At 66.3% G+C, this 12,787-nt stretch carries 15 protein-coding genes; 6 read left to right on the top strand and 9 right to left on the bottom strand.

Features of this window, described 5'->3' with window-relative positions:
• The first annotated feature begins 22 nt into the window (after positions 1–22).
• From aroA to DM450_RS04440, 6 genes are all read left to right on the top strand, one after another.
• On the top strand, positions 23–1,357 hold the full coding sequence (aroA, locus tag DM450_RS04465; RefSeq protein WP_142637507.1) for a 3-phosphoshikimate 1-carboxyvinyltransferase: 1,335 nt from the start codon (positions 23–25) through the stop codon (positions 1,355–1,357).
• A gap of 185 nt (positions 1,358–1,542) precedes the next feature.
• On the top strand, positions 1,543–1,788 hold the full coding sequence (locus DM450_RS04460) for a hypothetical protein (protein ID WP_142632773.1): 246 nt from the start codon (positions 1,543–1,545) through the stop codon (positions 1,786–1,788).
• A 67-nt stretch (positions 1,789–1,855) separates the two neighbouring features.
• A complete protein-coding gene (locus DM450_RS04455) occupies positions 1,856–2,479 on the top strand; it encodes a (d)CMP kinase (protein ID WP_142632772.1) in 624 nt (207 codons plus the stop codon).
• Positions 2,480–2,719: 240 nt separating this feature from the next.
• Positions 2,720–4,435, top strand: a complete 1,716-nt coding sequence (rpsA, locus tag DM450_RS04450) for a 30S ribosomal protein S1 (protein ID WP_142632771.1) — start codon at positions 2,720–2,722, stop codon at positions 4,433–4,435.
• 242 nt (positions 4,436–4,677) lie between these two features.
• Positions 4,678–5,436: a hydroxyacylglutathione hydrolase gene (gene gloB, locus DM450_RS04445; RefSeq protein ID WP_142632770.1), complete on the top strand. Its 759-nt coding sequence runs from the start codon at positions 4,678–4,680 to the stop codon at positions 5,434–5,436.
• Between the two features lie 5 nt (positions 5,437–5,441).
• Positions 5,442–5,990 carry a nucleoside 2-deoxyribosyltransferase domain-containing protein gene (locus DM450_RS04440; RefSeq protein ID WP_260610179.1) on the top strand — a complete coding sequence of 183 codons (549 nt, stop codon included), beginning with the start codon at positions 5,442–5,444 and terminating at the stop codon, positions 5,988–5,990.
• Between the two features lie 79 nt (positions 5,991–6,069).
• Here the strand turns inward: DM450_RS04440 and purT are convergent, their stop codons facing one another.
• The 9 genes from purT to DM450_RS04395 all read right to left on the bottom strand — a co-directional run bounded on the left by purT (position 6,070) and on the right by DM450_RS04395 (position 12,756).
• On the bottom strand, positions 6,070–7,236 hold the full coding sequence (purT, locus tag DM450_RS04435) for a formate-dependent phosphoribosylglycinamide formyltransferase (protein WP_142632769.1): 1,167 nt from the start codon (positions 7,234–7,236) through the stop codon (positions 6,070–6,072).
• Between the two features lie 37 nt (positions 7,237–7,273).
• Complete coding sequence (gene mgtE / locus DM450_RS04430; RefSeq protein WP_142632768.1) at positions 7,274–8,632, bottom strand: magnesium transporter; 1,359 nt, start codon at positions 8,630–8,632, stop codon at positions 7,274–7,276.
• A 295-nt stretch (positions 8,633–8,927) separates the two neighbouring features.
• A complete protein-coding gene (locus tag DM450_RS04425; RefSeq protein ID WP_142632767.1) occupies positions 8,928–9,530 on the bottom strand; it encodes a hypothetical protein in 603 nt (200 codons plus the stop codon).
• The gene (locus DM450_RS04420) at positions 9,523–10,017 is read right to left on the bottom strand and encodes an ATPase (protein ID WP_142632766.1); all 495 of its coding nucleotides are present in this window, start codon (positions 10,015–10,017) and stop codon (positions 9,523–9,525) included. The genes DM450_RS04425 and DM450_RS04420 overlap by 8 nt, the downstream gene beginning before the upstream one ends.
• Before the next feature lie 105 nt (positions 10,018–10,122).
• A complete protein-coding gene (locus DM450_RS04415) occupies positions 10,123–10,347 on the bottom strand; it encodes a F0F1 ATP synthase subunit C (protein WP_142632765.1) in 225 nt (74 codons plus the stop codon).
• Positions 10,348–10,389: 42 nt separating this feature from the next.
• Positions 10,390–11,172 carry a F0F1 ATP synthase subunit A gene (locus DM450_RS04410; protein WP_142632764.1) on the bottom strand — a complete coding sequence of 261 codons (783 nt, stop codon included), beginning with the start codon at positions 11,170–11,172 and terminating at the stop codon, positions 10,390–10,392.
• A 52-nt stretch (positions 11,173–11,224) separates the two neighbouring features.
• Positions 11,225–11,545 (bottom strand): AtpZ/AtpI family protein, encoded by a 321-nt coding sequence (locus DM450_RS04405; RefSeq protein ID WP_142632763.1) that lies wholly within the window; start codon positions 11,543–11,545, stop codon positions 11,225–11,227.
• A 579-nt stretch (positions 11,546–12,124) separates the two neighbouring features.
• Entirely contained in the window at positions 12,125–12,520 is a 396-nt protein-coding gene (locus DM450_RS04400; protein ID WP_142637504.1) for a YdbL family protein, read from the bottom strand.
• Positions 12,520–12,756 carry a YnbE family lipoprotein gene (locus DM450_RS04395; RefSeq protein ID WP_260610177.1) on the bottom strand — a complete coding sequence of 79 codons (237 nt, stop codon included), beginning with the start codon at positions 12,754–12,756 and terminating at the stop codon, positions 12,520–12,522. Before DM450_RS04395 ends, DM450_RS04400 begins: the two co-directional genes overlap by 1 nt.
• Between the last annotated feature and the right edge of the window lie 31 nt (positions 12,757–12,787).

Here is a 12,787-nt window from a genome sequence, read left to right as displayed (position 1 = left end):
GAGCCACGACAGCACCACCCCCATGCGCCCCCGCCGTTTCCTGCCCGCAGGGCCGCTCAAGGGCAGGATTCGCGTGCCGGGCGACAAGTCGATCAGCCACCGCTCGATCATGCTGGGCGCGCTGGCGGTCGGCGAAACCCGCGTGACCGGCCTGCTGGAAGGCGAGGACGTGCTGGCCACCGCCGCCGCCATGCGGGCGATGGGCGCCAGTGTGGAACGCATTGGCGACAGCGAGTCCGGGGGCGAATGGCGGGTGAACGGCGTCGGCGTCGGCGCCCTGCTCCAGCCCGAGGGCCCGCTCGACATGGGCAATTCCGGCACTTCGACCCGCCTGCTGATGGGCCTTGTCGCCAGCCACCCGATCGAAGTCAGCTTCACCGGCGACGCCTCGCTCTCCAAGCGCCCGATGGGCCGGGTGATCGATCCGCTTTCGGAAATGGGCGCCAGCTTCGAAGCCAGCGAGGGTGGCCGCCTGCCGCTGATCGTGCGCGGCGCCGCGCCGGCCGTGCCGATCACTTACCGCCTCCCGGTCGCTTCCGCGCAGGTGAAAAGCGCCATCCTGCTGGCCGGCCTCAACACGCCCGGCACCACCACCGTGATCGAGCCGGTGCCGACCCGCGACCATTCCGAACGCATGCTCAAGGGCTTCGGCGCCGACCTTACCGTCACCGTGGAGGCGGACGGCACCCGCATCATCACCATCAAGGGCGAGGCTGAACTCAAGCCCCAGGTGATCGACGTGCCGGGCGACCCCTCCTCGGCCGCCTTCTTCATCGTTGCCGCGCTGGTGACGCCGGGCAGCGAAGTGGTGATCGAGAACGTCGGCCTCAACCCCACTCGCGCAGGCCTTGTCGAAGTGCTCCGCCAGATGGGCGGCCAGATCGAGTTCCTGAGCGAACGCGAAGTCGGCGGCGAGCCGGTGGCCGACCTGCTGGTCAGGCACTCCGCGCTCAAGGGCATCACCGTCGATCCCGCCATCGCGCCTGCCATGATCGACGAGTTCCCCGTCCTCTTTGTCGCCGCCTCGCTGGCCGAGGGCGTCACCGTCACCAGCGGACTCGACGAACTGCGCGTGAAGGAATCGGACCGCCTCGCCGCCATGGCCGCCGCGCTGACGCTGGCCGGCGCAAAGATCGAGGAGCGCGAGGACGGCCTTGTCATCACCGGCACCGGCGGCGCCCCGCTGCCCGGCACCGCGGCGGGCGCGCAGGTCACCACCCATCTCGACCACCGCATCGCCATGTCGATGGCGATCGCCGGGCTTGTCAGCAGCGGCGGCGTGGAAGTGGACGACACCCGCCCGATTGCCACCAGCTTCCCCAACTTCGAGGCGCTGCTGGCCAGCCTCGCGGGATAAAGCCTTTCCTCCGGTGGACAGTGCCAACATAGCCCACCGGGGGCGCAGTCCACCGGGAGACAGTCTTCCGCGAGACAGTCTCCCGCGAGACACCCTTTTCGGCAGGCCGCACCCTGTCCCCCGAGCCATCTGGTTACCATTCGACAAGGTTCGCGGGCCTAGCCTATCGGTGAAGGGAGGCCATCATGACATCGATTCGGACCTGTCGTGCAGCGCCGATCCACCGGCATCACAGCCTGCGCCGATGGCTCGGCGCCCTGCCCCTGCCCTTGCTTGCGGCATTGACCCTGATCCTGCCGCTGGTCGGCGCCAGCATCGGTATCGCGGTGGTCATGCTGGCCTGGCTGGCGCGCGATTCAGGGCGTTTCGAGCAGGAACTGATCGACCTCTACGGCCCCGACAGCCCGGAACTGACCAGCCCGGAGCCCTGAACCCGTTCTTGACGCCGCTATTGCCGCCACTCTTGCCACTCGCCTGCCAAGCCGCCATGACCGCGCGATGATTATCGCCGTAGACGGACCCACCGCATCGGGCAAAGGCACTATCGCCAAGGCCCTCGCCCACCATTTCGGACTGCCCCACCTCGACACCGGCCTGCTCTACCGCGCGGTCGGCCGCCAGTGCTTCCTCGATGGCGGCAACCCCGACGATCCCGTCGATGCCCTTGCCGCCTGCACTTTCCCCGAAGGCCTGCTGGAAGACCCAGAACTGCGCTCCGAAGCCAGTGGCGGCCTGGCAAGCCGGGTCTCGGTCCACCCCGCGGTGCGCCAGGCGCTCTACGAACGCCAGCACGCCTTCGCGGTCCAGCCCGGCGGCGCCGTGCTCGACGGGCGCGACATCGGCACCGTGATCGCCCCGGAAGCCGAGGCCAAGCTGTTTGTCGTCGCCTCGGTCGAAGCCCGCGCCCAGCGCCGCTTCCTCGAAATGCAGGCGCATGGCCGCGACGTTACCCTGGAGGCGATCACCGCCGACCTGGCCGCCCGCGATGAGCGCGACCGGGGGCGCAAGGACGCGCCGCTGATCGCCGCTGCCGACGCCATCGAGATCGACACCTCGGAACTGAAGCGCGAGGAAGCCATCGCCGCGGCCATCGCCGCCGTGGATGCGCTCCGGGTCGATTAAGCGCCTTTCGGATACGACGAAACCGCGCCGCATCCGCCTATTTCCTTGCATTTCACCCCCCATGCGCGTAGGGGCCGCCGGTCTGGAGAACCGCCTGGTTCGACAGACGCCGTGGACGGCATTCGGCCCCCACGGCGGTTCGGCCCTTTTGGCCCGGGTTTCGCATGGTGCGAAACGCGGAGGAAAGACCGGCGGATCAAACCGCCAGGCCGGAAAAAACTAAACAGGATTAAACCTTTAATGGCTACTTCTGCCAATCCGACTCGCGACGATTTCGCGAAGATGCTTGACGATCAGCTCGGCGGTGTCGCCGATGACGGCTTCGAAGGCCGCGTGGTCAAGGGTACCGTCACTGCCATCGAAAACGACAAGGCCGTCATCGACGTGGGCCTGAAGAGCGAGGGCCGCGTTGCCCTGCGCGAATTCGCCCGCGGTGAAGGCGAGCACGGTCTCAAGGTCGGTGACGAAGTCGAAGTTTACGTCGACCGCGTCGAGAACGCCGACGGTGAAGCGATGCTGTCGCGCGACCGCGCACGCCGCGAAGCCGCCTGGGACAAGCTCGAGAACGAATTCGGTGAAGGCAAGCGCGTCGAAGGCGTGATCTTCGGCCGCGTCAAGGGCGGCTTCACCGTCGACCTCGACGGCGCCGTTGCGTTCCTCCCCGGCTCGCAGGTCGACATCCGCCCCGTGCGCGACGTCACCCCGCTGATGGACGTGCCGCAGCCCTTCCAGATCCTGAAGATGGACCGTCGCCGCGGCAACATCGTCGTGTCGCGTCGCGCCGTCCTCGAAGAAACGCGCGCCGAACAGCGCAGCGAGCTGATCGACAAGCTGAGCGAAGGCCAGGTCATCGAAGGCGTCGTCAAGAACATCACCGACTACGGTGCGTTCGTTGACCTCGGCGGCATCGACGGCCTGCTCCATGTCACCGACATGAGCTACAAGCGCGTCAACCACCCGAGCGAAGTGATCGCCATCGGCGACACCGTGAAGGTGCAGATCATCCGCATCAACCAGGACACCCAGCGCATCAGCCTCGGCATGAAGCAGCTGGAAAGCGATCCGTGGGAAGGCGCCGCCGTCAAGTACCCCGTGGGCGCCAAGCTCACCGGCACCGTCACCAACATCACCGAATACGGTGCGTTCGTGGAACTGGAAGCCGGCATCGAGGGCCTTGTCCACGTTTCGGAAATGTCCTGGACCAAGAAGAACGTCCACCCCGGCAAGATCGTCTCGACCTCGCAGGAAGTCGAAGTGGTCGTTCTCGAAGTCGATTCGGACAAGCGCCGCATCTCGCTCGGCCTCAAGCAGGCTCAGCAGAACCCCTGGGAAGCCTTCGCCGAGAAGCACCCCGTCGGTTCGACCGTCGAAGGCGAAGTCAAGAACGCGACCGAATTCGGTCTGTTCATCGGCCTCGACGGCGACGTGGACGGCATGGTTCACATGTCGGACATCGCCTGGGGCATCTCGGGCGAGGACGCGCTGGCTCTGCACCGCAAGGGCGAGCAGGTTTCGGCCGTTGTGCTCGACGTCGACGTCGAGAAGGAACGCATCAGCCTCGGCATGAAGCAGCTTGAGCGTGGTGCTCCGGCAGCTGGCGGCGTTGCCGCTTCGGCCGGCGGCAGCTCGCTGCGCCGCAACGAAGTCGTCACCGTCACCGTTCTCGAAGTTCGCGACGGCGGCCTGGAAGTCCAGGCTGGCGACGATGGCGCCACCGGCTTCATCAAGCGTTCGGACCTCGGCCGCGACCGCGACGAACAGCGCCCCGACCGCTTCCAGGTCGGCCAGAAGCTGGACGCCATGGTCACCGGTTTCGACCGTTCGAAGAAGCCGACCTTCTCGGTCAAGGCTCGCCAGCTTCACGAAGAAAAGGAAGCTGTCGAACAGTACGGTTCGTCGGACTCGGGCGCTTCGCTCGGCGACATCCTCGGCGAAGCTCTCAAGAACCGTTCGTAAGCCGAGCCCAGGAATGCAGGCGACATTTGCATCGGAAATGGCAGCCTGCATTCCGCTCGGGGCGAAGGCCGGCCAGCGGGCACAGCCCGTCTGACGTCACGGGATTTACTCCCGTGACGGCCTCCCCGCCCGAACAGTCGAGCTTCACCGCGAGGTGAAACAGTAAAGGCCCGTCCGGAGAAATCCGGGCGGGCTTTTGCTTTGGGCGTCATTCGCTACATAGGCCTCCAAGGAGAGACCCCATGCTCGAAATCCATCAGTTCCCCTGCCTCAGCGACAACTACGGCTATCTGCTGCACGATTCCGCCAGCGGCGAGACCGTGTGCATCGATACGCCGGACGCCGATGAATATCTGAAGCAGGCCGCCGCCAAGGGCTGGCGGATCACCCAGATCTGGAACACCCACTGGCACCCGGACCACGCAGGCGGCAACGGCGCCATCAAGGCGGCGACCGGCTGCACGATCACCGCGCCCGAAGGCGATGCCGGCAAGATCGCGGGCGTCGACCGCCGCGTCGATCAGGGCGATACGGTGAAGATCGGCGACTGGACCGCGCAAGTGCTCGACGTCGGCGGCCATACGCTCGGCCACTGCGCCTACTGGCTGCCCGAGCCAAGAATCGCTTTCGTGGGCGATTCGGTCTTTGCGCTCGGCTGCGGCCGCATGTTCGAGGGCACCGCGCCGCAGTTCTGGGAAAGCCTCCTGCGCATCAAGGCGCTCCCCGCCGATACCCTGCTCTACTGCGCGCACGAGTACACCGCCGCGAACGCCAGGTTCGCGCTCCATGCCGACCCGGACAACGCCGAACTCGCCGCTTATGCCGAGGACATCACCCGCGCCCGCGCCGTCGGCATGCCGACCGTGCCCGCCAAATTGGGCCGCGAACTGCTGACCAACCCGTTCCTGCGCGCCGACGATCCGGCCTTGCAGGCGCGCTGGGGGGGCCATGATGCGGTGACAACCTTCGCCGCGCTGCGCGAAGCCAAGAACACGTTCTGATCCCCATGACCTTGCGCAAGTCCGCCCCTCTCCTCGCGCTCGCCGCCCTGCTGGCGAGCGCCGCTCCGGCCATGGCATCCAGCATGATCGTCACTTCTCCGCAGCCCCTGTCCGCCGCGCATGACGTGCCGCGCGTGTTCCTGGGCGGCAGCATCGACATGGGCAGCGCCACCGACTGGCAGGCCGATCTGATCGCGGCGCTGTCGGGCGAGAACGTGGTGATCCTCAACCCGCGCCGGCCCGACTGGAACCCGGCATGGAAGCCCGAGGCGAGCGAGCCGGAATTCCGCCGTCAGGTCGAATGGGAACTCGCCGCGCTGGAAAGCGCCGACGTCATTGTCATGTACCTCGCCCCCGGCACGCAGAGCCCGGTGAGCCTGCTCGAACTCGGCCTCCATGCGCGCGGGGGCAAGCTTATCGTGCTCTGCCCCGAGGGCTTCTGGCGCAAGGGCAACGTCGACATCACCGCCGCGCGCTATGGCGTCACCCAAGTGGCGACGATCGACGAACTGCTGAAGGCGGTGCGTCAGCGCGTTCACGGTTGGAAAAAGTAACCGCGACCGGTCACTTCGGGAAACCGGTCGCCCCCGCCGTGGCAGGGGCGACGATACGGTCAGGCCCCGGGCCTCGACCTCACTTGTAAACGAGCCGCACCTTGCCCGCAGCCTCGGCCGCGACCCGGCGCGCCGCATCGCTGTCCCCGGCCAGCGCCAGTGCAACGCCCATACGGCGATAGGGGCGCGTCACGGGCTTGGCGAAGAGGCGCAGGTCGACCGCGCCGCCCGGCGTCGCCAGGGCATCGGCAAGCCCCTCGAAAGCGAAATTCTCGCTGTCCCGGTCAGCCAGGATCACCGCCGAGGCACTGGGGCCATGCAGCGCGACCTCGGGGATCGGCAGGCCAAGGATCGCCCGTGCATGGAGGTCGAACTCGGAGAAGTTCTGCGAGATCAGCGTGACCATGCCGGTATCGTGCGGACGCGGCGAGAGTTCCGAGAAGATCACTTCCTCGCCCTTCACGAAGAACTCGACACCGAACAGGCCGTAGCCGCCCAGATCGTCCACCACCTTGCGCGCCATGTTCTGCGCGGCGGCAATGGCGGCCGGCGCCATCGGGGTGGGCTGCCAGGATTCCTGATAGTCGCCGCGCTCCTGCCGGTGGCCGATGGCCGGGCAGAACGACACGCCCTCGCGGCTGCGTACGGTGAGCAGCGTGATCTCGTAGTCGAAGGCGACAAATTCCTCGACGATCACCCGCTTGCGGTCACCGCGCATGTTGGCGACGGCATAGTTCCACGCCTTCTCCAGATCGGCGGCGTCGCGCACCGTGCTCTGGCCCTTGCCCGAGGACGACATGACCGGCTTGATCACGCAGGGCAGCCCCGTGTGCTGCGCGCCGGCCAGCACTTCATCGAGACTTTCGGCGTAGCGATAGCGCGAGGTGCGCAGGCCCAGTTCGACGGCGGCCACTTCGCGGATGGCATCGCGGTTCATGGTCATCTGCGTGGCGCGCGCGGAGGGCACCACGCAGAAGCCTTCCGCCTCCACTTCGGCCAGCACTTCGGTGCGGATCGCCTCGACCTCGGGGACGATGAAGTCCGGCTTGTGCTTCTCGATCGCGGCGCGCAGGCGCTCGCCGTCGAGCATCGAGAAGACCTCGAAGCCGTCCGCCAGCTGCATCGCCGGCGCGCCTTCATAGGCGTCGCAGGCGATCACTTCGCAGCCCAGGCGCTTGGCCGAAATGACGAATTCGCGCCCCAGCTCGCCCGAGCCGAGCAGCAGGATCTTCGCGGTATATGCCATGACGGCCAGTCCTTTCGATGGGGGTTTTGCGGGAATGCTAGAGCAGCGTTCCGGAGAGAATCGCAAGCGCAATGGTGAAATAGATCACCAGACCCGTGACATCGACCAGCGTCGCCACGAACGGCGCCGACGCGCTCGCCGGGTCGAAGCCGAGGCGTTGCAGCGCAAAGGGCAGCATCGAGCCCGCCAGCGACCCGAACGTGACGATGCCCACCAGCCCCGCCGACACGGTGGTGGCGATCAGTACCCAGTGCGCGCCGTAGTCGTAGAAACCGAGCTGCTGCCACAGGGCGATGCGGACGAAGCCGACCACGCCGAGGATACCGCCCAGCACCATGCCCGCCGGCAGTTCGCGCAGCGCCACCCGCCACCAGTCGCGCAGGCGCACCTGCCCGACGGCGAGCGCGCGGATGATCAGCGAAGTCGCCTGGCTGCCGCTGTTGCCGCCCGAACTCATGATCAGCGGGATGAACAGCGTCAGCACCACCGCGCGCGCCAGTTCGTCCTCGAAGTGCTGCATGGCGCTCGCAGTCAGCATTTCGGAAAGGAACAACACGCTGAGCCACCCCGCCCGCTTGCGGATCATCGCGAAGAAGCCGGTTTCGAGGTAGGGCTTGTCGAGCGCCTCCACGCCGCCGAACTTCTGCACGTCCTCGGTATGCTCCGCGACCAGCGCGTCGAGCACGTCGTCCACGGTGACGATGCCGATGGGACGGCCCTGCTCGTCCACCACCGGCAGCGCCAGCAGGTCGTGACGGCGGATCAGGTTCGCCACTTCCTCGCGGTCGGTATCGGGCGCGACAACCACGGGTTCGCGGTCGCGTCCGAGATCGAGCGCGGGATCGTCGGGTTCGGCGGCGATCAGGCGGCGCAACGAGATCGTCGCCTCGAGGCGGCCCGCCTTGTCGACGAGGAACACCGAATAGACCGTCTCGCGGCTGCGCTCGACCGTGCGGATGAGCCTGAGCACATCGCCCACGGTGGCCGAGGCGGGCGCGGCGACGAACTCGGTCGTCATCATGCCGCCCGCGCTGTCCTCCGGCCAGGCCAGCAGGCTGGCAAGCGAACTGCGCACATCGGGCGCCAGTGCGGCGAGGAAACGCGCGGCAACGCCCTCGTCCATCGCCGCCAGCACATCGGCCGCGCGGTCTTCCGCCATCTGGGAGACAAGCCGTACCGCGCGCGGGAACGGCAGCAACGCCAGCACCTCGCTCGCAGCGGAAAACTCGGGCCGGTCGAGCGCGGCCACGGCGCGCACGTCCGCCATGCGGCCCAGCTTGGCGGCCGCCTCTGCAGGCGTCAGCGCCTCCAGCATCTCGACGATATCGGCAATGTAGAGCCCGCGCTTCACGGGCCGGGGGCCGGTCGTCACGCCGGCGAGCAGGTCGTTCATCATCTTCAAAACCTTTCGTCCGCACGACCCGGGCGGACGATGGCCAGCGAGAACTAGCCAGCGCCCTTGGGGCGTGCGGTCCTACTGGAACTGTCGCTTGACATGTCCTCGCTTCCTGAAACTTGCGCGGCACGAGTGGCCGTGCGGGCGCCCCTCTGATCCCAAACCGCGCCGAGGTCAACCACCCAGGCGCGCTCAAGCCATCAACTCAACGCAACACACGGATCGGAATACCAAAAAAGCCCCCGTGCAGGACACGGAGGCTTTTCTTGTTCGGTAACCGAAAGGCTCGGCGGGATCAGATCCCCGCGATCGCCTTGTCGACCAGCGCCTTGTCGGCATCGGCCGAGTGGTTGGCCTTGATCAGGTCGCCGGCGGCCAGTGCGGCAGCGGCAGCGGCCTTGCGGCGCAGGTCGTTGATCGTGGCCAGTTCCAGCGCCGAGATCTTCTCTTCCACCATCTTGTGACGGCGGGCGATCAGTTCGGTGGTGTCGGCCTCGGCCTTGGCGACGATCGCTTCGGCTTCGTGATGGGCATGCTCGAGCATGGCCGCGGCGTCCTTTTCGGCGTTCGCGATCTTGTCGGCATATTCCTTGCGCAGGGCTTCCGCCTCGGCGCGCAGGGTCTTGGCCTCTTCGAGGTGCGCCTTGATCTGGGCAATGCTCGAATCGAGACCGCCCGAGATGAGCTTGGGAACGCCCTTCCAGATCATGATCAGGATGAGCACGAGCATCGAGGCGCTGACCACCGCGACCGGCGGGGCAAAGCCCAGCAGTTCGGGTTCGGCGTGCTCGACCGCAACGTGCGCCTGGGCGGCGCCAGCCTCGTGAGCGCCAGCCTCGTGAGCGGCTTCCTGGGCGACCGGTGCGGCGCCCTGTTCAGCGGCGGTGTTCTCAGCCATGAGCCAGGCTCTCCTTCACGGCGGCGCGGGCGGCGGTCTCGTCGAGCGAGATGCCGGCGACGCGGCTGACGATGTCGCGAGCGGCTTCGGCGGCAACGCCCTCGATCTCGGCAGCAGCCGCAAGGCGCGCTTCGTCGATGCGCTTTTCCGCGGCGGCGAGGTCGGCGTCGATGCCGATCTGCGCGGCGCTGAGACGCTCTGCGGTGGCGGCACCGGCCTTGGCGCGGGCCGAAGCGATGAGGTCCTGGGCCTGCGCGCGGTTCGCGTTTTCACGCGTGCGCCAGGCTTCCTCTTCCGCGTCGGCGCTTTCGCGCAGCTTTTCGGCGGTGGCGAGGTCCTCGGCAATCTGCTTGTCGCGCGAGGCGACCGTATCCATCACCTTGGGCACCATGCCGCGTCCGACGACGAAGAAGGTGATGGCGAAGAAGATCAGCATCCAGAAGATCTGGCTGGCGTAGTATTCGCCTAGCTGTGCGATCTGAGGCATGTGTCAGCCCTGTCCCGAGGTAGCCGGTAAAAATCTTGCATCCGGTGGCCCGGCCGCGGCACCAAAGGGTTCGCGCGGCCGGATCGGATCAGTGCGCTAGTGCGATCAGGCGAAGATCAGCAGCGCGGCAACGACGAACGAGAGCAGGCCGAGAAGTTCGGCGCCCGCGAAGCCGATGAACAGACGGCCCTGCTGGGCGTCGGCAGCGCCGGGGTTGCGCAGCGCGCCTTCGAGGAACTTCGCGAAGACGTTACCCACGCCGATCGAGGCGAGACCGCAACCGATAGCGGCGAGACCGGCACCAAGCAGCTTTGCAGCATCTGCTTCCATTACAAAAACTCCCTTTGGAAAAGTCTGATAAGAGACTGAAAATCAGTGAAGGTTCTCGGCGTCATTAAGATAGACGCAGGTGAGAAGGGCGAAAACGTAGGCCTGGATGCCGGCGACCAGCAGCTCGAGAGCGCAGATGCCGACCATCAGGATGAAGCTGGGCAGACCGGCAATGGCAAAGAGGCCGATACCGGCGTTGCCCGAGCTGATCACGAAGCTCGAAAGCACTTCAAGAAGCACGTGGCCGGCCATCATCGCGACGAAGAGTCGCAGACCGAGGCTGAACGGGCGCACGAGGAAGGAGATCAGCTCGACCACGAAGATCAGCGGGATCATCACGACCGGCGTACCGTGCGGCACGAAGAGCGAGAAGAAGTGCAGCTTGTGCTTGGCAAAGCCCACGATGATGACGATCGCGAACGAAAGCACCGCCAGGACACCGGTCGCCGAGAAGTGGCTGGTGAAGGTGAAGGGGTGCAGGCCCAGCACGCCGAGCGGCAGCAGACCGAGGAAGTTCGCGAAGAGAATGAACATGAACAGCGAGAAGATGTACGGGACGTACTTCTTGCCGTTCTTGCCGACGTTGGCGGCCAGCATGCCGTCGATGAAACCGGTGAAGGTCTCGACAGCCATCTGCCAGCGGCCCGGCACGAGCTGACGCTTCGTGCCGCCGGCAACGAAGACGATCAGCGCAACGGTAGCAATCGCCATCCACAGCGCGCTGTTGGTAAAGGCGATGTTGTATCCGGCAATGTTCCAATGGGCACCGGCCAGCGTTTCGAGCTGGAACTGGTGCATCGGATCGACCTTTGCTTCGGCAGCCACGCGAATATCCCTGTCGCCTATGAACGACAGCGCCCAATCCACCCCTTATGGGTCAATCCGGGCGCTGGTTCGAATTCCGTATGATATTCCTGAAGGCGACGAAGATTCCTAGGAACAACATCACCAACAGACCCCAGGGCGATGTTCCGGCGAAGTGATCGATCACCCAGCCGATGAACAGGCCGCCGATGACCCCGCCGAGAAGATCGGCCAGAACACGGTTGCCGGCGCGATAGGAATCGTCCGTTTCCGTGCCTGCGTTGGGCTTGTTGCGCTGCTCTTCACGCTCGCGAAGGGCTTTCAGCCTTTCGTCGAGCCGTTCCAGGCGCGCATCCTCGCCAACGGAGTCTCGTGCAGGTGGCTCGTCGCTCATGTCAGGTCCTCCTCCATAAAGGACGATTGACGCGTTCAACGGCTCCCCGCCGAGGGCGCCGCCCCCTTAGGGTGGGGCTTATCCCGAGTCAACCTTGGCCGGGCGCTGACCACGCCTCTTGTTCACACGCCCTGGCGCGCCGCCCCGGCCAACCCAAGTACCCGCGCAGACACAGCATTCGTCAGGAAAAGGAAAAGCGCAAGGGCGATGCGTGAGAGAGTTCCTCCACGACCATTTGCGAATCAATCCCGTCAGAGAGCGGTCACAGCCCTGTCGAACGGGCGAGAGAGTGTTTCACAAGCGAGACGTTCACAAGCGAGACGGGACCAGACGATCAAAGCACCGCCCTCTCCGCGGCACCGGCCGGGAGTTTTTTGTTAGGTGCGCTCGTCACCTCCGTGACGAGCTTGCGGCACCAGCCCACGCCCCCACCCTACCACCCACGAGTGTATCCTGATGGGTGGTAGGGTGGGGGAGTGGGCTGGTGCCGCCTCCGGACGTCAGTCCGGACAAAAAACCGGGCCGGCACCACCTCTCGGCGGCACCGGCCCGGAATGAACCCGATGGAGGGCAGCGCGATTACGGGCAGCGCGGATCGCGCTGCGGGGCCGCTGCCGTGCGGGTCTGCCAGGAGCCGTCGGGCGCCTGGTACTTTTCCCCGGGGGCGGTCTGGGCGATCAGGCGGCAGGCGGTGGCGAAGGCATATTCCTCGATCGTGCCCTTGCCGGCGGCCTTTTCGGTGTAGATCGCGCGGCGCTTGTTGTTGAGGTCGCGCACCATCGCCTGCACGGCAGCGGATTGGCTACCGACCACGCCGAGATAGCCATCGCGCTGCTCACCCACCTGCCCGGACGAGCGGGCGGCGGCATAGGCCGGATCACGGGCTTCCTGCGCCACGGCGACACCTGCTGCGCCGAGAACCAGCGCGGCTGCGCCCATCAGGGCGACGGTAATGCGGAAACGGGTCTTGGTCATCAGAATACGCCTTCGTTGTCCTTGATCGTCTTTTCCGCGTCGGCGGAAAGCTGATAGATCACTTCCTGTCGGATGTTGACATTGAGCTCGATCACGATCGGCTTGTCGGGTGCGGTCACCTGGATGCACCCGGACAGCATCGGCACGAGACCCGCCACCATCGTCGCGGCGCAAACGGCGCGCCTGCCGGACCGGACTGCGGCGAACTGCGCAAACGAGGAGGCGATCTTTGGCATCGCCGGGTTTGTCGCAGCCGGATCGCTTCCG

It is taken from the genome of Sphingomonas sp. IC081, from assembly GCF_006874585.1.
Taxonomy (GTDB): Bacteria; Pseudomonadota; Alphaproteobacteria; order Sphingomonadales; family Sphingomonadaceae; genus Novosphingobium.
Note: the sequence above shows the minus strand (reverse complement) of the source record. Positions and strands in the feature narration are given on the sequence as shown.